Here is a 22,409-nt window from a genome sequence, read left to right on the forward strand (position 1 = left end):
GTCTTGGCTCTTAACTCTAAAAGTCTTGCCTCTCTCCTAAGACGCTTTCTCTATCACCGAATCAAACCTATTCACGGATGTGATGCCTTTTACCTGGTTCAGTTTCCTGATCAGGTTATCCAGGTGCTCGGTATCGTTCACATAAACCATAATCGCGCCTTCAAAAATACCATTATCGCTATCAACCGTAATAGAACGGATGTTCACTTTAAAATCATTTGAGATCACAGTAGTAAGCTTGTTTATCAAACCAACATCATCAATACCCCTTATGCGCAAGCCAGTTAAAAAGGCAAGTTCCAGCTGTTTGGTCCACTTGGCTTTTACAATACGGTAGCCATAGTTGGCCATCAATTTGGCCGCGTTAGGGCAATTGGTACGGTGAATTTTGATGCCATCGCTTACGGTTACAAAGCCGAAAACATCGTCGCCCGGGATAGGGTTACAGCAGTTAGCCAGTTTATAGTCTATCTTTTGCAGGTCCTCGCCAAATAGCAATACGTCGCTATCCTTGGTTTTTATATTACGAACGATGCTCTGCAGCTGCTCGCTCTCAATTTTATCCTGCGGTTTATTCTCGATAACTTTTTCAGATGCCTGGTACTCCTTCAGGTCCTTCATATCAATAAGGCCTTTAGCCACATTGTAAAAAAGGTCCTGGGTGGATGGCAGCTTAAAGTAGTAGCTCAGTTTATGGATATTTTCGGAGTTGTAAGTGATCTTGATCGATTTCATCTTACGCTCCAATATCTCTTTGCCATCGTCGGCAACCTTGCGTTTCTCTTCCTTAAGTGCCGATTTGATCTTGGCTTTGGCCTTGGCCGTTACCACAAAGTTTAACCAGTCCTCTTTTGGCACTTGCTTGCCCGAGGTAATGATCTCTACCTGATCGCCGTTTTGCAGTTTATAGCTAAGCGGCACTAACTTATGGTTCACTTTGGCGCCAATACAGCTTGCACCCACATCGGTGTGGATCTCAAAGGCGAAATCCAGCGCGGTAGCGTTTAGCGGTAGCTGGATCAAGGCACCTTTTGGGGTAAAGATGAAGATCTCGTCACTAAACAAGTTCATCTTAAAATCATCCAGGAAGTCGAGCGCGTTGGAGTCAGGGTTCTTCAGCATATCCCTAACTTTTTGCACCCACAGGTCCAGCCCGCTATCCGTAGATGATTCCTTGTATTTCCAGTGTGCCGCGAAACCTTTCTCGGCGATCTCGTTCATTCGTTTGGTACGGATCTGCACCTCAACCCATTGCCCGCGCGGACCCATAACTGTGGTGTGCAACGACTCGTAACCGTTTGCCTTTGGCGATGAGATCCAGTCGCGCAGCCTGTCGGGGTTTGGCCTGTACAAGTCGGTAACTATCGAGTAGGCCTTCCAGCAATCGGCTTTCTCGTTCTCAGGTATACTGTCTAATACGATCCTGATGGCAAAAAGATCGTACACCTCTTCAAACGGAATGGCCTTTTTCTTCATCTTATTCCAGATGGAGTGGATGGATTTTGGGCGACCAAACAGCTCGCCATGCACATCCTGGCTTTCCAACACCTTATTTACAGGCTCAATAAAATCACGGATGAATTTCTCGCGCTCGGTTTTTTTCTCGTTAAGTTTATTTTTGATGAATTGGTAAGTTTCGCGCTCCATGTATTTCATGGACAGATCTTCCAGTTCGGATTTTATGGCATACAAACCCAACCGGTGGGCAAGCGGGGCGTACAGGTATACTGTTTCTGATGATAGTTTAAGTTGCTTATCACGCGGCATAAACTCCATGGTACGCATGTTGTGCAGCCTGTCGGCCAGTTTTATCAGTATCACCCTCACATCATCGGCAAGGGTAAGCAGCATCTTACGAAAGTTTTCGGCCTGTAACGAGCTGTTGGTATCAAACACACCCGATATTTTGGTAAGCCCGTCAATGATTTTGGCAACCTTTTTACCAAACTCCAGTTCAATATCTTCCAGCGTAACATCGGTATCTTCCACCACATCGTGCAGCAGGGCACAAACGATGGATGTTGTACCTAAGCCTATTTCTTCGGCAGCAATTTGCGCTACCGCAATAGGGTGGTATATGTAAGGCTCGCCGCTTTTGCGGCGCATATCTTTGTGGCTCTCCAAAGCCATTTCAAAGGCCTTGCGTATCATGCGTTTATCGCCCTTTTGCAGGGTAGATTTACTGGCGCGCAGCAATGCCCGGTACCTTTTCAGGATCTCTTTTTTCTCGGCTTCCAGGTCAATCACTAAATCTTTCATGTATGGGATGGGGTATTACTATAATTAAACCCGAAAACATTAAATTTTATTGCAGTTTTATATAAAATAACAAAATAAAATGCGTTAATTTTGAATCAAGTAAAAATATGAAATTTATTGTTTCTCTTTTGTTGTTTTGTTGCGCGCTTGGGAGCTTAAAAGCCCAGGACGAGAAACCCGCGCCACCAGTTACTCTTGGCAAAAATGATACCATAAAGGTATACATGACCAAGCTTGACGGTGAGTTGGTGCCCTGGATAGTTGGGCGCGAAGTACGCATTGTTGATACACGTATTTTTGCCAGCGAGCAGGATAGGCTTGATTACATGCGTTTACGCTATAATGTGAATAAAGTGTTGCCATATGCACGCTTCGCGGGCCAGCGCTATCGCCAGCTACAGCGCGACCTTGCCCTTACCAGCGATAAAAAGAAACAAAAAGAGTTGATGAAGGCCTGTGAAACAGAGATAAAAACTTTGTTTAACCACGATATTAAAAATCTGACAATTAGTCAGGGTGAGGTACTGATAAAGCTGGTTAGCCGTGAAACGGGTAACACCAGCTTTGCATTAGCAAAAGAACTTAAGGGCGGTTTCAACGCCTTCCTCTTCCAATCGGTAGCCCGTATATTTGGGCATAACCTAAAAGAAACGTATGACCCGATAGAACAACGCGATATTGAACAGATCTTGCGCGACGCCGGTTACGTTTCCAGCTATAACTAAATGGATAACGACAGCATCTACCAATTCACAGTTGAGAAACTGAATGGCGAGCATATAGGCCTTGCCGACTACCGCGGCAAAGTTTTACTGATAGTAAACACAGCATCGCAATGCGGTTTTACCCCGCAACTGCAAGACCTTGCCGACCTTAAAAAAGAATTTGCCGATAAAGATTTTGAGATCCTGGCTTTTCCGTCTGATGATTTTGGGGGGCAGGAGCCTTTAGCCGGCGATGAAATTGCAAGTTTTTGTCATAATTATGGCGATAACTTCACCTTGTTTGAGAAATCCCGTGTACGTGGTGAGTTTGCGATACCACTGTATAAGTATTTAGCAGGAACATCAAAACCGCGCTGGAATTTCCACAAGTATCTTATTAATAAAAACGGCAAGATTGTTGATTTCTTTTACCCTTTCACAAAACCTACATCATCTAAAATAAAGAAAAAGATACAGCGGCTATTGGCTGCTGTGCCTAAATAGCGTTCTGTTTATGAAATTAGATATTTTAGTTTTACCCGTACACCCCGACGATGCCGAACTGGGCTGTGCAGGCACCATATTAAAACATATAAAACTTGGACATAAAGTAGGCATTGTAGACCTTACCCGCGGTGAGCTGGGTACCCGTGGCTCTGCCGAGATTCGCGATGAAGAGGCCGCGAAGGCTGCCGAAATATTGGGTTTATCCGTGAGGGAAAACCTGGCTATTCCAGACGGCTTTTTTACCAATACGCAAGAGTGCCAACTGAAAGTGATAGCAGCTATCCGTAAGTTTCGGCCCGAAATAGTGATCACCAATGCCTATCATGACCGCCACCCCGATCATGGCCGCGCGAACGAACTGGTAGAAGCATCCGCATTTTTATCGGGCTTGCGACGGATAGAAACTTTTGATGCAGATGATAAAGCGCAAGAGCCATGGCGCCCAACACAGGTACTTCATTTTATACAGGACAGGTACATTAAGCCTGATATTATTGTAGATGTAACCGAGTTTTGGGGTAAAAAGATAGAAAGCGTTTACGCCTACAGCTCCCAGTTCCACAGCCCGGATTATAATGAGGACGAGCCACAAACCTACATCTCGTCTCCCGATTTCATCGAGCAGATAAATGGTCGCGGCCGCGAGTTTGGCAAAAGCATCAACACCAAATACGGCGAAGGCTTTACATCGAGAAAGATCTTAGGGGTAGATAATTTGTTTGAATTGAGATAAGGATTAGATTTCGTTGTCGTAGGGACTCACATCGTAGACCCTACGATGCCTTGTGTGTGCGCGCAGGCTATCTTTTAGAAGACCCTGCGAGGACTTGAAGAGGCCGCTCAATTTCCCGCTTTTGTTGGTGTTGTTACCAAAAATTTCCGATAACGAAAGAAGGCCATTCAAATTGTGTGGCTTTCTTTCGTTAAATTCATTAAACTTTAAATGCCTACGTATTCAAAACGGTTGTTCTCGTTGCTGCGTTCGCGTTTAAGCCTGTTCTCTTTGGCAAGCTTTAGCAGGATGCCTGATAACTCGGATGTTTTAAATTCCGAATCGAATTTTTCTTTGCAGTACTCTGCAATGGATGATATAGAATGTGGTGTTTTAAAATAATCGCTGTTTAGCAAATGGTTCAACACCTTGGTGGCACCCGGTTTTTTACGGCCATGCTCCTGGTTCACTTCATTTTCTCTTGATGGCCTGCGTCCTCTTTTATTAAAAATTTCAGATCCTTCCGTATCACCACGCTCTGTTTCCATAATCTCGTCTAAAAGCCTGTCAACCACTCTCACCTGTACAGCTTCAGACTGGAAAGAATTAACAACTTCAGCAATCTCTGTAAGTTGTTTTTTTAATTTTTCAATTTGTCTGTTCATTCTATTTCTAGTCCTATATGTATATATATAAATAATGCGTTTTATATGTTACGTATCTATACCTCAATTAATAACAATTAAGTCACAATTATTAATTAATAGCAATTAAGGCACAATTATTAATTAATATTATAATAACGCTAATTTGCAATTATAGTATTTGATAAATAAAAAAAGCGTCTGTTTGTGTAAAAACAGGCGCTTGTAGCAATATTATTACAGTTGTATTATAGTTGCGGCAATATCTTTTCCAGCATGTGCATACCCTCGTCAATATGGCCGTTGTCCATAATAAGGGCCGGCCTAAAGCGAATGCTTCTGTCGCCACAGCCCAGGTACATAATATTATTCTCTAAACCAATATTAATAAAGGTGTTACGGGTGTTAGCATCTGGGAAATCAAAGGCAGTTAGCAAACCTTTACCACGCACGTTAGTTATGATATTGTTTTTAGCTGCGATATTTTCTAAGCTGGTTTGCAGGTATTCGCCAGTTGCGGCGGCTTGCGCGCAAAGGCTATCTTCTTCAATAATTTCCAGGATTTTGGATGAGCGAACCATATCAACCAAATTACCGCCCCAGGTAGAGTTGATGCGCGATGATACGTTGAAAACATTGTTCTCCACCTCGTCAACCTTTTTGCCAGCCAGTATACCGCATACCTGCATTTTTTTACCGAAGGCCAAAATATCAGGGCGGGCATTTTCGCCAAAATGCTGGTGCAGCCAAAACTTACCGCTAAGGCCAACTCCGGTTTGTACTTCATCATAAATCAGCATCACTACGTTCTCATCGGCAATGGCTCGCAATTGCTCTAAAAACTCCTGGCGAACGTGTTTGTCGCCACCCTCGGATAATACAGGCTCGATGATAATGGCGCAAATGTCATCCGGGTTATCGGCAAAGGCTTGTTTTATTTGGGTGATGGATTTTGCTTCGCGATCTTTCAGGTCTTCAATATTGGCATCCGTAAGCGGGAAGTGAACCTCAGGTAACGACACCCTCGGCCAGTCGAACTTGGCGAACCATTTGGTTTTAACGGGCTGGGTATTGGTTAAGCTTAGGGTATAGCCCGAGCGGCCGTGGAATGCGTTTTCAAAGTGGATCACCTTAAAACCTTTTTCGGATTTGTGGCCCTTGGCGAAGTTCTTTTGAACTTTCCAATCCATAGCAACCTTAAGCGCATTCTCAATAGCGAGCGACCCACCTGCAATAAAGAAGGCGTGGGGCAAGTAATCGGGTATGCCAACGCGACTAAACGTATCTACAAACTGGGCGTATTGCTCGGTGTAAATATCGGAGTTGGATGGATTGGTTAATGCGGCCAGCATCAGGTTTTTTTTAAAGCCCTCGTCGTTTAGCATTTTTGGGTGATTATAACCCAGGGGTACCGATGCAAAGCAGGTGAAAAAGTCTAATAGGGTGCGGTTGTTTTTGGAGTCATAAATATGAACGCCCTGGCTTTTTTCCATATCAAAGATAAGGTCGAAACCATCGGCCAAAATATGCTTGCTAAGGGTAGCCTGAACGTTCTGCGGAGTTACTTGCAATTGGTACATAAAGTAGAATTATTGGTTATACAAATCTAACAAAAACGCCTAAATAACAATATTTTAAAGGTTTTTATACCAATTGCCAAAAAAGTAACTTTAAATGAACTAAACCTATTTTTTGAACTAAAGCAATTATTGGTATACCAATAATTGATGTGCAGATGTGCAAATTTTAGATGTGCAGATGAAGGGAATAGCTCAATTTAATATTCAAATCTGCATATTATAAGAATTTATCCTTCATCCCTAATAACCCCCAGATACCCCCACTATGTATGGCGAGGATCTTGCTGCCGGGGGCAAAGTGGTCTTTGGCTGCCAAGTCGTAAATAGCGTAAAGCATTTTGCCGGTGTAGATGGGTTCGATAAGGATGCCGGTTTGGGTTACAAATTGCTTAATGAACCCGATAAGCTCGGGCGTGGTTTTGCCATAGCCGCCAAAGTGGTAATCCGTATGCAACGCATATTGTGCAGGGGAGGTTAAAAAACGGTTAATTTCATCGCGCATGAAATCGCCATTTTTAAGCACTGTCACAGCATTGAACTGGGTGGGTAAGCCTTTAGCGGTGACGCCATTGATGATGCCTGCTGCGGTGGTTCCGGTTCCACAGGCGCAAAAGATATTTTCGTAGGTTTGGGAGAGTTCGTTAACTAATTCGCTTACGCCTTTGGCACCTTCGGCAGATGCACCACCTTCGTCGATAAAAAAGGCTTGCCTGTCATTAGCAAAAAACTTCTTGAATAGAGCTTGTTTATCGCGGTAGCCCTCCCGGTCTGTAAAGATCAGTTGCATGCCGTGTAGTTTGCAAAGAAACAGAGTGTCATTTACGACCTCTTCGCCGCGCACAACGCCCGTTGCTTTAAAACCGAATTTTGCCGCAGCAGCCGCTGTTGCCAGTAAATGGTTGGAGTACGCCCCGCCGAATGTTACCAAATGCGTTTTGTTTTGTGCCTGTGCTTGTTGCAGCACATATTTAAGTTTTCGCCATTTATTACCCGAGATGATGGGGTGGATGAGATCGTCGCGCTTGATGGATACCTGTAAGCCTTTGGCTGTAAATAGTTCGTTTTCTATTGGCTGTACGGGGCTATATATTTCAAGGTTAAGATGCATGGGGTAAATTTAAGGAAATTAAAAGAGCCTCACCTGGTACTCCCCAAAGGAGAGGACTTTAAAAAGCATTTGCACCCTCTCTTATGGCGAGGGTGGGGTGAGGCTTTTTTCTTACTTTTGCCACATGATTGATGAAACCGCCATAATTGATAGCGACGAGCAGGATTTGTTTGAACACCTGCGCGTGGTTGTTGATAAGGGGCAGTCGCTGTTGCGGATAGATAAATTTTTGATGCACCGGGTAGAGAATGCATCGCGTAACCGCATCCAGAATGCTATCGATGCCGGCAACGTATTGGTGAATGATAAGATTATTAAAGCCAGCTATCGGGTTAAACCGCAGGATGTGATCTCGGTAGTGTTACCGCACCCGCCGCGCGATACCGAGGTTTATCCGGAAAACCTGCCCATCGAAATTATTTATGAAGATAACGATGTACTCATCGTGAATAAAGCCGCCGGTATGGTGGTGCATCCGGGTTTTAATAACTATGAGGGCACGCTGGTGAACGCACTGGTTTATCACTTTAACCAATTGCCAACCCTGCCGGGGAACGATGGCCGCCCCGGATTGGTGCACCGTATTGATAAGGATACGTCCGGCCTGCTGCTCATCAGCAAGAATGAGCGCAGCATGAGCTACCTGGCCAAGCAGTTTTACGACCACACCATCAACCGGAAATACTTAGCGCTTGCCTGGGGCGATATTGAGCATGACGGCACCGTTACCGGCTACATAGGCCGCAGTGTGAACGACCGCAGGGTGATGTCGATATACGACGACCCGGCGAAAGGAAAATGGTCGGTAACGCATTATAAGGTGTTAGAGCGGATGGGTTATGTTACCCTGATAGAGTGTAAACTGGAAACGGGCAAAACCCACCAGATCCGCGCGCATATGAAACATATTGGTCACCCTTTGTTTAGCGATGCCATGTATGGCGGCGACAAAATTTTAAAGGGAACAGTGTTTAGCAAGTACCGCCAGTTTGTAGAGAATTGCTTTGAGATAATGCCAAGGCAGGCACTGCATGCGCAATCGCTTGGTTTTGTGCATCCTTCGCTTAAAAAGGATATTTACTTTGAAGCCTCGCTACCTGCTGATTTTGAAGGTGTTTTAGATAAATGGCGAAAGTATATCAAAACAGAAGTGGGAAAAGAAATATGAGATTTGAGACAGAAGAACAAAATGCTATTATCGGGGTTTCATCAAAAAATAAATTATACTTAAGTATTTTTTTTTAAGTTATTAAATGTTGTTAGGTAGGGATTAAGGATTTTATCTACGTTTGTAAAAACGTTATTTCTTGAATCTAACATCTCAAATCTCATATCTACAAATGCCTGTTTATATCAACTTTAACGGAGAGATAACACCTGCAGATAGCCAGTTGCTTACTATTGCCAACAGGGCATTCAGGTATGGCGACGGCTTGTTTGAGAGTATGCGTGTGATGAAAGGCAAACTTAAATTCCCCGAGCTGCATGCCGAGCGCCTGCAAAAGGGAATGAAGGCGCTTAAGATTGATGGCTATTCGCAGGCCGATAGCTGGTTTTTAAAAGAAAAGGTAGAGGAGCTTGCCCGTCGTAACAAGATAAAACATGGTCGTTTGCGCTTAACCGTTTTTCGCGATGCGGAGGGCTTGTATGCGCCTACCCAAAATAAAATGGCCTACTGCCTGGAGATCCAGCCGATTGAAGAACCCCGCTATTTCCTGAACGAGCGCGGCCTGATCATGGATGTTTACACCGAACTACTAAAGCCGCTTAACTGGTTATCGAATATTAAAACCTGTAGCTCGCTTATATACGTAATGGCGGGCATCTACAAACAGCAAAATAAGCTGGATGATGTGTTCCTGATCAATCAAAACAGGTACCTATGCGAGGCCAACAGTTCTAACATATTTGTTTGGTATCAAAATCATTTATACACCCCTGCCCTAAGCGAAGGTTGTGTAGAAGGTGTTATGCGCAAGGTAGTGATACAACTCGCACTTGATAACAACATCCCCGTTACCGAGGCGCAGATAAACCCCGAAATATTAAACGAAGCCGACGAGGTGTTTTTAACCAATGCCACCAAAGGCATCCAATGGGTTATGGGCTACGGCGTAAAACGCTACTTTAACCGCATCAGCAAAACGCTGATGGATGAGTTGAATAAGTTGTAATTTTTTCTATTGAAAGGGTAATTCCTATGGAGTAAACTACTTTTCGTAGAAATTTCTACAAAGCGGTTGTTCCAACGGAATATATTTGCATGGTTAATAAACAGTAAAAAGTATAACGCCCCATCGGGGCTACCGCTTTGCAGAAAACGTATAATAAAAAAATTGTGCTTCGTAGGAGCTAACCTTTACACCTAAAATTTATTCCGGCTCTTTAAATATATACTTCTCATTAAACGCTATTTCAAAGCTTTTAAGCAACTGACGGTATTCATCTAAAAAATTAGTTTTCTTGTGATGCTCTTGCTGATTATTGATATACTTAACAACCTTATCAATTTGCGATTTACTGCATGTAAAAGCACCGTAACCTTCCTGCCATTGAAATTTAAATTGCGTCAATTTTTCTTTGTTGATCCACTCGGACGAGTCGCCTTTTACCAATAGCATCCGGTCTGAAACAGAATATTCAGGATTTAATCCAATAAACATATGCACATGGTCGAACATATTATTTATAGCTAACATCTTATGGCCATTGTTTTAAGCTGTTGCTTTAATATATAAGCGCAATCGCTCGTCCCAATCAATATCCAATAATGCAGCGCGGTTTTTTACTGCGAAAACTTTATACATAAAGCTGGGTGTATATATTAGGCATTGTAAATTAATTTACAAGTTGTTCCGCTTTTATCTCCGCCAAAATCCCATCCCATAAAGCAATACGTGCTTCCAGCGCTTGCTTAACGGCGGTGGTTGCTTGCGCCCATTTGCTGTCATCATCGCCGCAAAGTTCGGCGGTCATCTGGTAGGCTAACTGGGAGTGGTGGTCGCCGTCCACTTCTATATGGCGCTCCAGGTAGTAAAGTAATATCTCAACTTTGCCGGGCAGCTGCCCATTCAGCCTCGTCACCATTTCTATAAACATACCGGGGATCAGATCCTCTCGCCCGAACGTAAATACTGCTGCCTGCAAAAAGCTTTGGTTGGTGGCTATCACCTCAAAAGTATGCTTCACAAACTCGCGTGCGGCGGCAGGTATTTCTGCTTTTGCTAACGCGATGTTTACATCTTTTTGCGTGCTTAATTGTTGGAATAGGGAAACTATTGCTGATGTATCAGCACCTGCCTGCTCCATGGCTTTCAGGTATAGTTCGAAATGGCTGGTGCGTGTACAGGTATGGTCCACGTCGCTTTCTTCGCCGGTTACAATCTCATTAATAAGGTAACGGGTATTGGCACTGCCAACCGGCATCCACGGCAGGGTGGTGCAGGTAAGGTTTTTCTGTAGTGCTTTCAGCAGCGACATAAAATCCCAAACGGCAAATATGTGATGCTGCATAAAGGTATGCAGGCTATCTATGGTGTTAATATTGCGGTATAGCTCGTGGCTAATCAGTTGTTTACGCAGCGGCTCAATCTCTTGTTTTAGCTGAGCAATTCTTTCAGTACTATTCATCAAATTATAATTTATTCCCTCTCAAAAATTCTTCAATGCCCATTCTTTTTTTGCCCTCCATCTGTACGTCCGTTACGCTGATGAAACCATCTGTGGTGGCAAATTTCAGCGTGGTTTTATTATCGGTTACAAAACCACCCGCGGCAATCCCCGGTTCGCCAGACTCAAAATTTACGCCGTATATCTTCAATACCTTATCGTTCAATACGGTATATGCCGTTGGAGACGGGCTTAACCCTCTTATCAAATTATACACCTGCTCTGCCGGGTTATTGAAATCTACGAGACAATCGGTTTTAAAGATCTTGGGGGCGTGTTTTAATTCCATGCTTTCGGCCAGTTCTTCTTGCGGGTGTTCGTGGTAGCGGCCGCTTTCTATACCTTTTACGGTTTTTACCAGCAGGCCTGCGCCTTTATTCATTAGGCGGTCGTGCAGGTCGCCGGCCGTTTCAGTACCGTTTAGGGTCACTTTTTCGGTGAAAAGGATGTCGCCGGTATCAATATCATGTTTTAAAAAGAAGGTGGTAACACCGCTTTCCTTTTCGCCGTTAATGATAGCCCAGTTGATAGGGGCGGCTCCGCGGTATTGCGGCAGCAAAGAGGCATGTAGGTTAATAGTGCCTTTTGGCGGCATATTCCAAACAACTTCAGGTAACATCCTAAAGGCTACAACCACCTGCAGATCGGCTTTTAACGCCTCCAGTTCGGCCAAAAATTCCGGGTTCTTCAGTTTTTCGGGCTGTATTACTTTTATGCCGTTGGCATCGGCATACTGCTTCACTGCCGATTGATTTACCTTTTGGCCACGACCTGCTGGTTTATCGGGCGCGGTTATCACAGCAACAATATCGCTGCCGGCCTTTATCAAAGCATCAAGCGATGCAACAGCAAATTGAGGGGTACCCATAAATATAATTCTCATTTGCGCGCTCCTGGTTTTATGTTTTTGAAGATAGATAGCATTAGTTATACAGTAGGTATTTAGTCCTCATGGCCTTAAACTTACTTAAGCCCGGCTCCCAGCTCTGGCGTATCTCCGCCTCGGTTTTACCTGCTACAATTTGTTTCCTCAACTCATCGGTACCGGCAAGCCTTTTAAAATAGGGTGTAAAAAAATGTGCCTTATCCGGGTATATTTTATACATATCAATTAACCACGCTAAATTAAGTTTTCCGCTGTTGCGAATGGTTTGCATATTGTAATTTTTAAGATCGAGACCGTAGCAAACGCTATCTTGCAGGGGTGGCTTATCGCTCATGCCCGGAATGCTCACGGGTTTAAAGTTAAAGTTGTACTTATCTTTCAGACATGGGCTACCCACCACCTGAAAGGGGAATAGTGTACCTCGGCCAAGGCTTAGCTTTGTCCCTTCAAAAAAGCAGATATGCGGATATAACAGTATGGATTGCGCGGTGTTCAAATTTGGCGACGGGTTAACCGGCAGCACATAATCCATAGTACGGGCATAGTTGCCCACTTTTACAATTTTTAGCTTACACCTTACTTTGTTTTTTAACCAACCCTGGCCGTTTATCATCTGGGCATATTCGGCAATGGTCATCCCGTGCAGTACCGGGATAGGGTGCATCCCCACGAAGGAGCGGAACCCGGCAGTGTCCAATATCGGGCCATCCACATAAACGCCGTTAGGGTTTGGCCTGTCCAATACCATCAGCTCGATATTGTTTTCGGCGCAGGCCTCCATTACATAATGCAGGGTAGATACATAGGTGTAAAACCTGGTGCCTACATCCTGAACGTCAAATATCATTAGGTCGATGCCTTTCAGGTCTTCGGGGGTTGGTTTAAAATGTTTTCCATAAAGGGATATGGCGGGCAGGCCGGTAACCGCATCTACGGTATTGCCAATCGTAGCGCCATCGCTGGCATTGCCCCTAAAACCATGCTCGGGGCCGTAGATCTTTTTAATATCCACGCCAAGTTTTAGCAAGCTATCTACCAATGGTTTTTTATTTGTACCAATGATGGATGTTTGGTTGATGAGCACCCCTATTTTGCGGCCTTTAAGATATGGCAGGTATAGGTCCAACCTGTCGGCAGCGGGTTGTATGGGTGCTGTTGTTTTTTTTACCACCACCGTTTTAATGGTTTTGGTTGATGCTTTTGGTGCTTGCGCAAAGTCGTCGCATTTTAAAAATAGCAGGCTTAATGCAATTATGGCTGTGTACAGTTTAATACCGGTCATGAGTTTTTGGTGTTAAAGCAAATTTAAAAGCAGTATGTTTAAGTGTAAAAACGCATCTTTGCGAAGGTACAAAAAATCATTTCAGCATTGAATTTCGCCGGATTTATATCAAGTCGTATTACGTTTAAGAGTAAGCGTACTTTCTCTAAATTAATTGTCCGCATAGCCATTATTGGCATTATGCTGGGCCTTGGCGTAATGATACTTTCGCTGGCCGTTATCCGCGGGTTTAAACAAGAGATCCGCCAAAAGGTTAGAGGCTTTGCCGGAGATATCCAAATTGTACGGACAGATAACAATACCTCTTTCGACCGTGCATCGTTTACCGACAGTGCCGCTGTGGTTAAAAATATAAAGTCGGTTAGCCAGGTAGAGGCTTTATATCCATATGCTACCAAGCCCGGCATCATCAAAGCAAATAACGAAATTGAGGGCGTGGTGCTAAAAGGGGTAGACAAAACCTACAACTGGGATTACGTTAAAAAGATGCTGGTTGCCGGCACGGTTATTCAGTATTCGGATACTGCCGCGGTGCAAACCCAGATCATGATATCGCAGCTTACCGCTAATCGCTTACGGTTAAAAACCGGGGATGATGTGATGATGTATTTTGTGCAGGAACCTCTGCGTAAACGCAAGCTTAAAATTGTAGGCATATTTAGTATAGGGGTTGATGAAGTGGACAAAACCTTTGTAATTGGCGACCTTACCCTAATTAAGCGCCTTAACGATTGGAGCCACGGTGAAATAGGTGGCTATGAGGTACGTATTGCTGATTTTAACAAGATCATCTCTACCGCAAATAATATTGATGATAAGCTGCCTATCAAGCTAAAATCATACACTGTTTTACAGAACTACCCCACCATTTTTGGCTGGCTGGATATGCTGGATGTAAATATTATAGTGATGCTGGTGCTGATGATAGCTGTCGCGGTCATCAATATGATCTCGGCACTGCTCATAATGATACTGGAGCGCACCTCCATGATAGGTATTTTTAAAGCCATGGGGGCCGGTAACTGGATGATCCAAAAGATATTTTTGTACAATGCCACCTATCTGATAGGGGTAGGCCTGGTATTGGGTAATGCTTTGGGTTTGGGTGTAGGATACTTTCAGCAGCAAACAAATTTCTTCAAACTTGACCAGGCATCATATTACATGGCTTTTGTGCCCATAAGATTTATATGGGCAGATGTTTTATGGGTAAATGCAGGTACGTTAATAGTATGCCTTTTGGTGCTCATCGTGCCATCTATGCTGGTTACGCGGATACAACCTGTAAAGGCCATTAGGTTTAAATAGGATCATAACCAGGCTACTTTTTGTTCGGACCGATGATCTGCACCAATAATATCTTTGTAAAGAGCAGGCCTGCGGGCTTTCATGTATCTATAACCGCCGGCTTTTATTAACTTATCGGGCGATATTTCTGCAATAACAATTTCATTTCCTAATGATCGGCATTCGGCCATAACTTCGCCGTAAGGGTCTAAGATCATCGAACATCCGTTTTTTAGCTGGTCGTCATCCATGCCTATAGGGTTAGAAAACACAGCATAAATGGCATTGTCGTAAGCGCGTGCAGGCAGCCATTTCATTAACCATTGCCTGCCCTTTGGCCCGTCAAATTCATTTCTTAGCATTTCCCTGTTCGTTTCTTTATCCAACCAAAGCGAAGCATCAACAAAGCCTGCGCCCGGCCTTGGCGATGGCGTACACATGGTTACATGCGGCATAAAAATCACCTCGGCACCCAGCAGGGTGGTGGCTCTAACATTTTCTATTACATTGTTATCATAACAGATCAGGATGCCAAATGTCCAACCATACAGATCAAATACGGTATACGAATTGCCAGGCAAAATATTGGGGTTAATAAACGGATGTAGCTTCCTATGGTTAGCGATCATCCCGGTTTTATCTACAAAAACCTGGGCCTTATATAAATTGTTGTTCTCATCTTTTTCAAATAACCCGGCCAGTATGGCAATATTATGTTCATTTGCGATGGCTTTTAGTGCATTAATGCTTGGCCCCTGCGGTAAAACCTCTGCCAAAGCAAGCATCTGTTCTTTAGATAGCCCCCTTGCAAAACTGTATCCGGTTACAGAACATTCGTGAAAAGCGATAACGTGCGCCCCTTGCCGGGCAGCATCTGCAGCCAATCGCCTTATTATACTTAAATTATAAGTTTTATCGCCGTTTTTATTTTCAAACTGAGCCGTCGCTATTTTTAGGTTCTCTTTCATGATGTTTGTTTTTAACAAAAGTATCTTGCCCAATAACTTATGCATTGTAAATAACCGACAATCTTTTTTTACTAAACCTGCATAAAATTGATCACCGACGGATTGAATTTTGCCTTGTATTGCAGAGGTGTTAAACCGGTATTTATTTTAAAACACTTGTTTAAATGTGCCTGGTCGTAAAAGCCATAGCTGTAAATAATATCGTTAATAGCTTTATCGGAGGGGCTATTTTGAAGTGATTTTAAAAAGAACTGGAATCGGATAATATCCACAAATTTTTTGGGCGATGTACCGATGTCGTGTTTAAATTTACGTTCCAGCTGCCGCTCGGTAATGAGTAACGCTTTCGTAAGGTACTGTATTTGCACCATACCACGTTTTTGGTAAATTATATCTACAGCTTGTTTAACATAGCTATCAACCCGGCTAACAGCGGTTAACTGTTTTAACAGAAAACTTTCTATCAGTGAAATTAATTTTGGCAAAACGGACGAGCTTAAAAGTTGATCTTCAAGATCTGCGGCATCTTGTTTAAAAACATCAGTAAGTTTTACAATAGTGTTATTCAGCTCGGATGCAGCCAGCCCCAATAGTGAGTTAATACCATATGGCTGAAGTACAACAATCAGCATAGATAGATCGCCGTTAAGTATGATGTTATTGTAATGGGTGATCTGCCCGTAAATAAAACTTTTTGGCTGTAACTGTGTAGCTAAATTTAAATTGTTTACCTGGCTCAAAGGTGTATTAAGGTGGAAAACAATGCCGGGGTTGCCGTCAGAGAAAAACCGGTAAAAAGATTGATCGCTATAAGCTGTATTAACAAACAAATAATGCTTAACTACAGATCGTAACTCGTATGATGGTGGTAGTTGCATTTAGCCGGGCTTGTTTTACAAACATAAGCATGATGGTCTGATTTTAAAACGTTTAAGATGTGATTTTTATTTCTTCTGCGTTCTAAAGCTAAACTTTAGGTTTACGCCACCTGCGCCAAAGCGTATATCTTGCGCGCCTAAGCCACTAAGCGGGTATTTAACAAATGGCTCTATAACCAACCTGTTGCTGCCTACGGGATAACCTACACCAAATGAGAAGTTCAATGTTTTAGCGAAATAAAAGCTGTTGAAACTGTTATGTGAGGTTTGCTCTTCGGGCGCGGCGTTTGCTGCAAAACCCGCGCCGCCACTGTAGCCATAGCGGTAAGTGTAAGTTTCGTTAATGAACGTGCCCGAACTTAAACCTGCCGATATGTAAGCATCCGTTTTTTGAGGATTAAACTCATATTTGATGTTAATAGGAATATCTAACCCTACCAGGCGGGCATTGTAATTTTTAAATACCGGTAAAACAGCTGTGGTGCTAAAAAGGCTTTCGGACCTTAACGCAGGGGCGGCATCGGCCAGCGCGCTGGCCGCTTGCGGTGCCTGTGTATTATAACTTAACGAATTTTGCGCAATGGATACGCCGGTAGATAGTTTAAGGTTTTTACTCAGCCTAAAATCCGACGTTATACCCGCGCCGGCGTTAACCTGGTTGGTGCTGCCCTCGGCATAGTTAAAATAAGTAGCGGCATATATGCTAAAGTTCACCTTTTTCATGGGTTGCTTATCGGCCTGTTTATTGGTTTTAGTGGTTCGGTTCAGCCTGTCGTTTTCAAACATAGCAGCCATTGATCTTACAGGTGCTTGTTGATTAGCCAAACTATTAGTCGAGTTATCCGCAGCAGCCGGCAAAACTTTATTTCCGACAGGTAGGTTATTATTTGCCAGTTGCGGTTGGTTAGCAATGTTATTGATGTTTTTTTGGCTATCAATAACAGGCCTTGCGTTATTATTTACGACCGGGTTTGTTTGCGCTATGATAATGGATTGAACTCCATTTAAAACAGGCTGCTGACCCACAATTGTACTTGTATTTTGACTTGCGTGATTGTTACCGGTATTGTCAGCAGACGACGCGCCACGGGTACGATCTACATAGGTAGGGATAATAATATTATTGTTAAATACAGGTGCAGGGTTATTATTGGCAATAGAAGATTCTGTTTTATCAGGGGCGATAGTATTATTAATTGCCGCAGTGTCTTTTATAACAGGCTGTTGCTGTTGTTTTATAGGCTTAACCGCCATGTTATTTACAGGGGTGCCGTTGTTATTGTACCATGCTAAAATAATTACAAAAACCAAAATTACGGCCGCAGCACTGCTCCACCAAAGCCAGGCAGCTCTATTGTACTTTTCTTCGGCGGGGAATTTTTTTCTCAACTGCTCCCAACCATGCTCAGCGCCGTGGTGTTCGTAGTTATCAAACACCTTCCTGATGTGGTTGCTTAGTTTTTTATCAAACTGCTCATCCATGGTTTTGTGTTTCGGTTGTTAACAGCTGCCTTAATTTATCTTTAGCCCTGCTTAAATAAACCCTTGACGAGCTTGCCGGCAAATTCAATATTTTGCCTATCTCATCGTGGTTATAGCCATCTATTTCGTACATGTTAAAAATGGTAAGCTGTATCTGCGGTAATTGCTTCATCAGCTTTAAAATATCCTGTGCGTTTAAAGTATCTATAGCAGTAGCGTTGCTGCCAACGTTATAGGCGTCTTCAATATCTAAGTTAGCTTGGTGTTTAATCTCTTTTCGGCGCCTGTCAATAGCGGTATTTACTACAATTGTACGCAACCATGCCCTAAAAGGTTTATCGGCATTATAGGTGCCGATATTATTAAAAACTTTTATAAACCCGTCATTCACAACTTCTAAAGCATCATCCTGGTTAAGGCTGTAACGCATACTTACACCCATAGCATAGCCATAAAACTGTTTATACAGTAACTCCTGATGTTTTATGCTTCCAGATTTACATTTACTGACTATTTCATCTTCAGTAATGCCGTGAAGTACATGCATTAATTGTAATACTGCTTAGTTGAATATTTACAATACGCCTCAAAACACGAAACGCTACAATAACAACCAATTTTAAAAAATTAATGCTTTAATTGGTCTTTTTAAGATCGTATTGTAAACTTAAGCTGTCGCCGCTGTTAAATACCATTTGCAAATTTGTACCGTTGTATACAAAAAGATAATCGCCTTGCAGGTGTCTTTTATTGTATTTACCAACTACAAAGGTACTATCCACAAACCGGATGCCGTTGCCCGCAATGCCGTAACGGCCTTTGCTGCCTGCATGCACTTTAATGGTATCGCCCAAAACTTTAAAACCTACGCCGGGTGTTAAAATCAGTTGAATAGTGGCTTTGGTGGTATCAATTTTTGTAACATTGGGTAATTTTCTTAAAAGCCTGAATTCGCCGGAAAAGGTGCCTTCGGGATTAGGAATAGGTACCGAGTTATCGTTGTTAAAACAACCTGTAGCAAGTATCAGTAGCGTTGGTAAAAAATAAATTAATCTTCTCATCTTGTTCGGGTTTATACCTATCAATACGTACAAAATACTGAAACGCTACAGGCAGGCAATAATTATTAAACTTTTTTGGCCTCGTTCCAAAATACATCCATTTCGGCAAGGTTCATGTCTTTCAGTTGTTTGCCATGTTCTTCGGCTTTACTTTCCAGGTACTGGAAACGTTTAATAAACTTCCGGTTTGTTTTCTCCAAAGCATCCTCGGGGTTTATACCTATAAAGCGCGCGTAATTGATCAGCGAAAACAGCAGGTCGCCAAATTCGCCTTCGGCTTTATCATGGTCTATGTCCTTTTCTTCGGCCACATTATACTCATCTTTAAACTCCTGTAGTTCTTCTTCTACCTTGGCCCAAACCTGGTCCTTGCTATCCCAGTCGAACCCAACACCGCGGGCTTTCTCTTGTATGCGCGATGCTTTTACCAATGCTGGTAATGATGCAGGCACACCACCCAACACAGATTTATTACCTTCTTTCAGCTTTATCTGTTCCCAGTTGCGTTTTACATCTTCCTCGCAGCTTACAACGGTATCACTGTAGATATGCGGATGGCGGTTTATCAGTTTATCGCAAATGCCGTTTAGTACGCCGGTGATGTTAAAGCTTTCGGTTTCTGATGCGATGCGCGCGTAAAAAACCAGGTGCAGCATAATATCGCCAAGTTCTTTTTTGATCTCGTCGGTATCGCCGCTCAGGATGGCGTCAGATAGTTCGTAAGTTTCTTCGATGGTTAAATGGCGAAGGCTTTCCAGTGTTTGCTTTTTATCCCAGGGACAGTTGATCCGCAGGTCGTCCATAATGGTAAGCAAGCGGTCAAACGCCGCAGATGGGGTATATGCGGTAATAGGGGCAGTAATTGGCATTTTGTTAAATTAGATGATCAAAGATAAGGTATTCGGTTTTAGTAGCAGTGGCCGTTGCAGGAGCAGTTTAATATTTGAAGTAGTAACGGCAGCATTTATTACTGCTACAGCTATTGCACTATAAACTTTTAACAGCGCGCAGCATCTCCCGCTTACCCGGTGCGCCGGGTGCTTTCTGCACTTTTAAACCCAGTGCTTTTACAGCGCGTTTTAGGTTGCCGGTGATAGCATAGGTTACAAACACACCGCCAGGTTTTAAAAACTGCAGGGTATGGGCAATGGCCTCGTCGCTCCACATTTCGGGTTGATAGGTGGCCGCAAAAGCATCAAAGTAAATAACGTCAAATTTTTGTGCCGATGTAAAATCTTGAAGCGTAGATGCCGCTACATGAAGATCGACATAACCATTCATTTTAACAGTTGCGGATAATGAGCCCTTACAGCGCTCTAAAAAACTTTCCCAAGTAGAAGAGGCTACATATTGATCATAGCCGGTCTGGCTGATCATTTCGTTGGTGAGAGGGTAGGCCTCAATGCCGGTGTATTGCAATTTTATTTGCTGCATTGTGCAAAAATCGGCAGTAAGCAAAAAGTTTAGCCCGGTACCGAAACCTACTTCCAGTACAGAAACTTCGGTATTGCCAATGCCGGTGTTCGCCAAAAAATATTCCAACCCCGAATGTAAAAACACATGCCTGCTCTCCTGCAAGGCCCCGTGGTGCGAATGGTAGTTTTCACCAACCCGAGCGTTGTAAATGGTATTTGAACCATCGGCAGTAGGTACTATTTGCAGATGGGAAGGATTGGTGTTTTCTGTCATAGTTAGCGGGACAAATTTAGGGAAAATAACTTACCCTGGGTCGCCGCATAATTTACTCACCCCGACATTATCACGTTCGTCGACCCTCTCTGCTTCACAAAGAGGGTGGTCGTGCGAAGCAAATATGTGATGAGTAGAATGGGTATAATAAAATCCTGTCTAACTTAAAAGCGCCTCGGTAAAAAGGGGCTTTAATTACAAACTATTCTATTATTCTATAAACATTCAATGTTAAAGCAAATTAATCTTTAATCTCCGCTACGCTGTCATCGCCAGTAGTCGGTTCAGTTGGTTACAATAATCGGGTAGGGTAATGTGGCCCTGGTCGTATTCTTTCACCAGTTCGTCCAGTTGTTTTTCAACTATGGCACGGTCAACCTTTTGCTCGGCGCAGGCAACTTTTAGCGACTGCACTTTTTGCTGTGCCGATTTACGCATGTACATTGGCTGTACATCTTTTGACTGCATTAATATCTTATCAAGTTTTTTACGGTTTTGCTTATCGAATTTTAGTATCAAATACACCAAAACAGATCCTATTACGAGGAAGTAAAAAAAGTTAGCTGTAGAAGTAGTAAACAGTTCGTTCATATAAATTATTCGTCTTCGTTATTAATCTCTCGTTTTCAATTTATAGTGGTGTGCTTCGGTTTTAATTATTACGCATATTCTTTTAAATTGGTTGCGTGTTTTTTAAAAAATTAATAAACAACTTACTGGAAGTGTTTAATATTTAATTATTTAGAAAATTTGGTTGCAGGATATTATCTGCGTGTTAGGTTTTATATACCTTTGCGGCATGTTATCCAGGCACTTAAAAGTTACCCTATACAGTTCTGTTTTTTTTATGTTGATGCTGGCTGCATTGCCGGCAGTATCACAAACCAAACGCAAGGCCAGGGCCGAAGCTGCAAAAGAGGGTGCCCCCGAACATTCATTCAAGTTTAAAACCATCGTTATAGACCCCGGCCATGGCGGTAAAGACCCCGGCGCGCACGGCGCTTACTCCAACGAGAAAACCATAGCGCTAAGCATCGGCAAAAAATTGAAAGTGGCTATCAATAATGCCATCAGCGGTGTAAACGTGATCATGACGCGCAGCACCGATAAATTTATTGAACTGCACAGGCGCGCCAACATCGCTAATGAGAATAACGCCAACCTTTTTATTTCGATTCACTGCAACTCATCGCCCGAGCGGGTAAGCCCTAACCGCGGCGTGCTGCTGTTAGTTTATGGTTTCCACCGCAAAGGCGAGCAATTAGAAGCCCTGCGCGAGAACGCTTCCATATTTATAGAGAAGGATTATAAGAAAAAATACAACGGCTACGGCGATGATGCCGCGCTTAACGCCATTGTATTGGCTGCGTTTCAGCAACGTTACCGCAAGCAAAGCGTGCAGTTTGGTAACCTGCTAAACCACCAACTTAAAGTGAATAACGGCCGCAAAAGCCTCGGTGTACGCGAGCAGGGTGTGCTTGTACTACAGCAAAGCAGCATGCCCGGCATGCTGCTGGAAACTGGTTTCATCAACAACCCAACCGACGAAAAATACCTGAATTCCGAAAAAGGGCAAAATGATATTGTACAATCTATTTTGGTTGCTATAAAGAAATATAAAGAGAGTTTTGAGTAAATGACCTTTACAGGTATAAAATTTGCTGTTAAATTATGATACCTTAAACTAAAGCCA

Annotated in this window: 23 protein-coding genes; 7 read left to right on the forward strand and 16 right to left on the reverse strand. The window is 43.1% G+C overall.

Annotation, left to right across the window (positions count from 1 at the left end):
- Window positions 1-36 precede the first annotated feature (36 nt).
- Window positions 37-2,259, reverse strand: coding sequence for a RelA/SpoT family protein (locus NAF17_RS11840; RefSeq protein ID WP_252758197.1), 2,223 nt, complete (start codon window positions 2,257-2,259; stop codon window positions 37-39).
- Between the two features lie 107 nt (window positions 2,260-2,366).
- On the opposite strand from NAF17_RS11840, the gene NAF17_RS11845 reads away from it, so the two are divergent.
- Genes NAF17_RS11845 through bshB1 form a run of 3 tightly spaced genes read left to right on the forward strand, consistent with a single transcriptional unit; the run spans window position 2,367 to window position 4,203 of the window.
- Window positions 2,367-2,984: a DUF4294 domain-containing protein gene (locus tag NAF17_RS11845; RefSeq protein ID WP_252758198.1), complete on the forward strand. Its 618-nt coding sequence runs from the start codon at window positions 2,367-2,369 to the stop codon at window positions 2,982-2,984.
- On the forward strand, window positions 2,985-3,467 hold the full coding sequence (locus NAF17_RS11850; RefSeq protein WP_252758199.1) for a glutathione peroxidase: 483 nt from the start codon (window positions 2,985-2,987) through the stop codon (window positions 3,465-3,467). It abuts the gene before it with no gap.
- Between the two features lie 10 nt (window positions 3,468-3,477).
- A complete protein-coding gene (bshB1, locus tag NAF17_RS11855) occupies window positions 3,478-4,203 on the forward strand; it encodes a bacillithiol biosynthesis deacetylase BshB1 (protein WP_252758200.1) in 726 nt (241 codons plus the stop codon).
- A 206-nt stretch (window positions 4,204-4,409) separates the two neighbouring features.
- Here bshB1 and NAF17_RS11860 read toward each other — a convergent pair whose 3' ends face one another.
- The 3 genes from NAF17_RS11860 to NAF17_RS11870 form a co-directional block, all read right to left on the reverse strand.
- Complete coding sequence (locus NAF17_RS11860; RefSeq protein ID WP_252758201.1) at window positions 4,410-4,847, reverse strand: hypothetical protein; 438 nt, start codon at window positions 4,845-4,847, stop codon at window positions 4,410-4,412.
- A gap of 227 nt (window positions 4,848-5,074) precedes the next feature.
- The gene (lat, locus tag NAF17_RS11865; RefSeq protein ID WP_252758202.1) at window positions 5,075-6,406 is read right to left on the reverse strand and encodes an L-lysine 6-transaminase; all 1,332 of its coding nucleotides are present in this window, start codon (window positions 6,404-6,406) and stop codon (window positions 5,075-5,077) included.
- 217 nt (window positions 6,407-6,623) lie between these two features.
- Entirely contained in the window at window positions 6,624-7,514 is an 891-nt protein-coding gene (locus tag NAF17_RS11870) for a 1-aminocyclopropane-1-carboxylate deaminase/D-cysteine desulfhydrase (protein WP_252758203.1), read from the reverse strand.
- A gap of 124 nt (window positions 7,515-7,638) precedes the next feature.
- On the opposite strand from NAF17_RS11870, the gene NAF17_RS11875 reads away from it, so the two are divergent.
- A complete protein-coding gene (locus tag NAF17_RS11875) occupies window positions 7,639-8,682 on the forward strand; it encodes an RluA family pseudouridine synthase (RefSeq protein WP_252758204.1) in 1,044 nt (347 codons plus the stop codon).
- 172 nt (window positions 8,683-8,854) lie between these two features.
- Window positions 8,855-9,688 (forward strand): aminotransferase class IV, encoded by an 834-nt coding sequence (locus NAF17_RS11880; protein ID WP_252758205.1) that lies wholly within the window; start codon window positions 8,855-8,857, stop codon window positions 9,686-9,688.
- Window positions 9,689-9,886: 198 nt separating this feature from the next.
- Here NAF17_RS11880 and NAF17_RS11885 read toward each other — a convergent pair whose 3' ends face one another.
- The 4 genes from NAF17_RS11885 to NAF17_RS11900 form a co-directional block, all read right to left on the reverse strand.
- Window positions 9,887-10,213: a transposase gene (locus tag NAF17_RS11885; RefSeq protein ID WP_252758206.1), complete on the reverse strand. Its 327-nt coding sequence runs from the start codon at window positions 10,211-10,213 to the stop codon at window positions 9,887-9,889.
- Window positions 10,214-10,352: 139 nt separating this feature from the next.
- On the reverse strand, window positions 10,353-11,144 hold the full coding sequence (locus NAF17_RS11890) for a DUF3050 domain-containing protein (RefSeq protein WP_252758207.1): 792 nt from the start codon (window positions 11,142-11,144) through the stop codon (window positions 10,353-10,355).
- Between the two features lie 4 nt (window positions 11,145-11,148).
- Complete coding sequence (gene fmt / locus NAF17_RS11895) at window positions 11,149-12,066, reverse strand: methionyl-tRNA formyltransferase (RefSeq protein WP_252758208.1); 918 nt, start codon at window positions 12,064-12,066, stop codon at window positions 11,149-11,151.
- A gap of 40 nt (window positions 12,067-12,106) precedes the next feature.
- Window positions 12,107-13,351, reverse strand: a complete 1,245-nt coding sequence (locus NAF17_RS11900; protein WP_252758209.1) for an exo-beta-N-acetylmuramidase NamZ family protein — start codon at window positions 13,349-13,351, stop codon at window positions 12,107-12,109.
- An 87-nt stretch (window positions 13,352-13,438) separates the two neighbouring features.
- Here NAF17_RS11900 and NAF17_RS11905 point away from each other — a divergent pair, with 87 nt between their 5' ends.
- Window positions 13,439-14,659 carry an ABC transporter permease gene (locus NAF17_RS11905; protein ID WP_252758210.1) on the forward strand — a complete coding sequence of 407 codons (1,221 nt, stop codon included), beginning with the start codon at window positions 13,439-13,441 and terminating at the stop codon, window positions 14,657-14,659.
- 2 nt (window positions 14,660-14,661) lie between these two features.
- Here NAF17_RS11905 and NAF17_RS11910 read toward each other — a convergent pair whose 3' ends face one another.
- The 8 genes from NAF17_RS11910 to NAF17_RS11945 all read right to left on the reverse strand — a co-directional run bounded on the left by NAF17_RS11910 (window position 14,662) and on the right by NAF17_RS11945 (window position 21,307).
- Window positions 14,662-15,606 (reverse strand): nitrilase family protein, encoded by a 945-nt coding sequence (locus NAF17_RS11910; protein WP_252758211.1) that lies wholly within the window; start codon window positions 15,604-15,606, stop codon window positions 14,662-14,664.
- Between the two features lie 71 nt (window positions 15,607-15,677).
- Window positions 15,678-16,484: a helix-turn-helix domain-containing protein gene (locus tag NAF17_RS11915; protein WP_252758212.1), complete on the reverse strand. Its 807-nt coding sequence runs from the start codon at window positions 16,482-16,484 to the stop codon at window positions 15,678-15,680.
- Between the two features lie 66 nt (window positions 16,485-16,550).
- The gene (locus NAF17_RS11920; protein ID WP_252758213.1) at window positions 16,551-17,966 is read right to left on the reverse strand and encodes a hypothetical protein; all 1,416 of its coding nucleotides are present in this window, start codon (window positions 17,964-17,966) and stop codon (window positions 16,551-16,553) included.
- Window positions 17,959-18,513, reverse strand: a complete 555-nt coding sequence (locus NAF17_RS11925; RefSeq protein WP_252758214.1) for an RNA polymerase sigma factor — start codon at window positions 18,511-18,513, stop codon at window positions 17,959-17,961. Before NAF17_RS11925 ends, NAF17_RS11920 begins: the two co-directional genes overlap by 8 nt.
- A gap of 88 nt (window positions 18,514-18,601) precedes the next feature.
- Window positions 18,602-19,027 carry a hypothetical protein gene (locus NAF17_RS11930; protein ID WP_252758215.1) on the reverse strand — a complete coding sequence of 142 codons (426 nt, stop codon included), beginning with the start codon at window positions 19,025-19,027 and terminating at the stop codon, window positions 18,602-18,604.
- A 65-nt stretch (window positions 19,028-19,092) separates the two neighbouring features.
- A complete protein-coding gene (mazG, locus tag NAF17_RS11935) occupies window positions 19,093-19,896 on the reverse strand; it encodes a nucleoside triphosphate pyrophosphohydrolase (protein ID WP_252758216.1) in 804 nt (267 codons plus the stop codon).
- A gap of 118 nt (window positions 19,897-20,014) precedes the next feature.
- On the reverse strand, window positions 20,015-20,716 hold the full coding sequence (gene mnmC2, locus NAF17_RS11940) for a tRNA (5-methylaminomethyl-2-thiouridine)(34)-methyltransferase MnmC2 (RefSeq protein ID WP_252758217.1): 702 nt from the start codon (window positions 20,714-20,716) through the stop codon (window positions 20,015-20,017).
- A 258-nt stretch (window positions 20,717-20,974) separates the two neighbouring features.
- Entirely contained in the window at window positions 20,975-21,307 is a 333-nt protein-coding gene (locus NAF17_RS11945) for a hypothetical protein (protein ID WP_252758218.1), read from the reverse strand.
- Window positions 21,308-21,515: 208 nt separating this feature from the next.
- On the opposite strand from NAF17_RS11945, the gene NAF17_RS11950 reads away from it, so the two are divergent.
- Window positions 21,516-22,352, forward strand: coding sequence for an N-acetylmuramoyl-L-alanine amidase family protein (locus NAF17_RS11950; protein WP_252758219.1), 837 nt, complete (start codon window positions 21,516-21,518; stop codon window positions 22,350-22,352).
- The last annotated feature ends 57 nt before the right edge of the window (window positions 22,353-22,409 follow it).

The organism is Mucilaginibacter aurantiaciroseus (assembly GCF_024055595.1).
GTDB lineage: Bacteria > Bacteroidota > Bacteroidia > Sphingobacteriales > Sphingobacteriaceae > Mucilaginibacter > Mucilaginibacter aurantiaciroseus.

Excerpts from the sequence above, each read along its gene's own strand:
- NAF17_RS11840 (WP_252758197.1), bottom strand. The coding sequence starts at position 2,259 with ATGAAAGATTTAGTGATTGACCTGGAAGCCGAGAAAAAAGAGATCCTG.
- NAF17_RS11845 (WP_252758198.1), top strand. The coding sequence starts at position 2,367 with ATGAAATTTATTGTTTCTCTTTTGTTGTTTTGTTGCGCGCTTGGGAGC.
- NAF17_RS11850 (WP_252758199.1), top strand. The coding sequence starts at position 2,985 with ATGGATAACGACAGCATCTACCAATTCACAGTTGAGAAACTGAATGGC.
- bshB1 (WP_252758200.1), top strand. The coding sequence starts at position 3,478 with ATGAAATTAGATATTTTAGTTTTACCCGTACACCCCGACGATGCCGAA.
- NAF17_RS11860 (WP_252758201.1), bottom strand. The coding sequence starts at position 4,847 with ATGAACAGACAAATTGAAAAATTAAAAAAACAACTTACAGAGATTGCT.
- lat (WP_252758202.1), bottom strand. The coding sequence starts at position 6,406 with ATGTACCAATTGCAAGTAACTCCGCAGAACGTTCAGGCTACCCTTAGC.
- NAF17_RS11870 (WP_252758203.1), bottom strand. The coding sequence starts at position 7,514 with ATGCATCTTAACCTTGAAATATATAGCCCCGTACAGCCAATAGAAAAC.
- NAF17_RS11875 (WP_252758204.1), top strand. The coding sequence starts at position 7,639 with ATGATTGATGAAACCGCCATAATTGATAGCGACGAGCAGGATTTGTTT.
- NAF17_RS11880 (WP_252758205.1), top strand. The coding sequence starts at position 8,855 with ATGCCTGTTTATATCAACTTTAACGGAGAGATAACACCTGCAGATAGC.
- NAF17_RS11885 (WP_252758206.1), bottom strand. The coding sequence starts at position 10,213 with ATGTTAGCTATAAATAATATGTTCGACCATGTGCATATGTTTATTGGA.
- NAF17_RS11890 (WP_252758207.1), bottom strand. The coding sequence starts at position 11,144 with ATGAATAGTACTGAAAGAATTGCTCAGCTAAAACAAGAGATTGAGCCG.
- fmt (WP_252758208.1), bottom strand. The coding sequence starts at position 12,066 with ATGAGAATTATATTTATGGGTACCCCTCAATTTGCTGTTGCATCGCTT.
- NAF17_RS11900 (WP_252758209.1), bottom strand. The coding sequence starts at position 13,351 with ATGACCGGTATTAAACTGTACACAGCCATAATTGCATTAAGCCTGCTA.
- NAF17_RS11910 (WP_252758211.1), bottom strand. The coding sequence starts at position 15,606 with ATGAAAGAGAACCTAAAAATAGCGACGGCTCAGTTTGAAAATAAAAAC.
- NAF17_RS11915 (WP_252758212.1), bottom strand. The coding sequence starts at position 16,484 with ATGCAACTACCACCATCATACGAGTTACGATCTGTAGTTAAGCATTAT.
- NAF17_RS11920 (WP_252758213.1), bottom strand. The coding sequence starts at position 17,966 with ATGGATGAGCAGTTTGATAAAAAACTAAGCAACCACATCAGGAAGGTG.
- NAF17_RS11925 (WP_252758214.1), bottom strand. The coding sequence starts at position 18,513 with ATGCATGTACTTCACGGCATTACTGAAGATGAAATAGTCAGTAAATGT.
- NAF17_RS11930 (WP_252758215.1), bottom strand. The coding sequence starts at position 19,027 with ATGAGAAGATTAATTTATTTTTTACCAACGCTACTGATACTTGCTACA.
- mazG (WP_252758216.1), bottom strand. The coding sequence starts at position 19,896 with ATGCCAATTACTGCCCCTATTACCGCATATACCCCATCTGCGGCGTTT.
- mnmC2 (WP_252758217.1), bottom strand. The coding sequence starts at position 20,716 with ATGACAGAAAACACCAATCCTTCCCATCTGCAAATAGTACCTACTGCC.
- NAF17_RS11945 (WP_252758218.1), bottom strand. The coding sequence starts at position 21,307 with ATGAACGAACTGTTTACTACTTCTACAGCTAACTTTTTTTACTTCCTC.
- NAF17_RS11950 (WP_252758219.1), top strand. The coding sequence starts at position 21,516 with ATGTTATCCAGGCACTTAAAAGTTACCCTATACAGTTCTGTTTTTTTT.